Origin of the sequence: Polynucleobacter sp. Fuers-14 (assembly GCF_018882045.1) — a bacterium.
Lineage (GTDB): Bacteria > Pseudomonadota > Gammaproteobacteria > Burkholderiales > Burkholderiaceae > Polynucleobacter.
In genome coordinates this window covers 1-1442 of the sequence record NZ_JACVPG010000032.1, presented here as the reverse complement: position 1 = coordinate 1442, position 1442 = coordinate 1, and the positions used below count along the sequence as shown (strand labels likewise).

The window sequence follows — 1442 nt, the reverse complement described above, 5'->3', positions numbered from 1 at the left end:
TGAACTGACCCCCAAAAGTTGGACATCAAGTCCAACCAAGGGGGTTTTGTTTTATGAGCAAATACAGTACGGAGTTCAAGCTCCAGGTAGTTAATGAGTATTTAAAATCCGGCGGCCAAAAACGGGTTGCTCATTTGTTTGGGATCGGTCACTCAGATGTTCGTAAGTGGTATCTAGCCTACCAGGCACATGGCCTTATCGGACTCAACCCTGGGCCCCAAGCCCATACTGCACAGTTCAAGATGCAAGTTCTGCAATACATGGCTACACACCATCTATCGGCTAGGTCAGCAGCAGCCCACTTCAATATTGCCTCCCCCAGCACGATTTGGGTATGGCAAAAACTCTACAATATGGACGGTGTTGCCGCTCTAAAACCCAAACCTACTGGACGACCATTGAAGTTCAAACCGAGCAACATCAAGGCGCTTCTCGCTAAGCCACTAACCGAGCTCACCCATGACGAATTACTGTGCAGAGCGCAGTATTTAGAGGTGGAGAACGCTTACCTAAAAAAGCTCGAAGCCTTAGCCCAGCAAAAGCACTTGGCAAACAAGAGCAAGTCCAAGTAATTACTGAGTTAAGGCAGTGGTACCCATTGCAAGCCATATTGACTGCAGCCCAGATGCCCAGGAGTGTCTACTACTACCAAGCCAGTGTTGGCCGTAAACCCGATCCTTATCTGGATGCTAAAACCCAGATTAAGACTATCTTCCATACCCACAAAGGTCGCTACGGCTACCGGCGAGTACAGGTAGAGCTGGGCCATCAGAACCATCGCCTTAATCACAAGACAGTCCAAAAACTCATGACTCAGATGGGGATCAAGTCGACCGTTAGGCCCAAACGTTACCAGTCTTACAAAGGGGCTGTTGGCAAGGTAGCCCCCAATCTACTGAAGCGCCACTTTGCGTCTAAAAAACCAAATGAAAAGTGGGTGACTGATGTCACGGAGTTCAACATCAAAGGCGAGAAGGTTTACCTCTCGCCTATCTTAGATCTGTATAACCAGGAGATCATCTCCTATGAGATTGCTGACAGGCCACAGATCAACATGGTGATGCAAATGCTCCAAAGCGCCTTTAAAAGACTGCGTAAAGGTGATCGCCCAATGCTGCACTCTGATCAAGGCTGGCAATATCAAATGGGGTTTTATCAGGAGGCATTAAAAGACCAGGGCATTACTCAAAGCATGTCTAGAAAAGGGAATTGCTTAGATAACGCTGTCATGGAGAACTGGTTCGGGATTATGAAAACGGAGTTCTTCTACCAACAAAAGTTTGAAAGCATCCAGTCATTTAAGGCGGAACTAAAAGAATATATCGACTATTACAACCATGATCGGATCAAACAAAAACTAAAGGGATTAAGCCCGGTAAATTACCGAACTCAATCCCTCGTGCTAACCTAACTAAACTGTCCAACTTTTGGGGGTCAGTTCA

General features: G+C 46.6%; 1 protein-coding gene. It reads left to right on the top strand.

Annotated features, from left to right (window positions below; translation table 11 throughout):
* The first annotated feature begins 53 nt into the window (after nucleotides 1-53).
* Nucleotides 54-1411, top strand: a protein-coding gene (locus ICN40_RS11540) for an IS3 family transposase (protein ID WP_216244128.1) whose coding sequence is annotated in 2 segments (ribosomal slippage) — nucleotides 54-510 and nucleotides 510-1411 — 1359 coding nt in all. Because the reading frame shifts where the segments join, the coding sequence is not laid out codon by codon here.
* The last annotated feature ends 31 nt before the right edge of the window (nucleotides 1412-1442 follow it).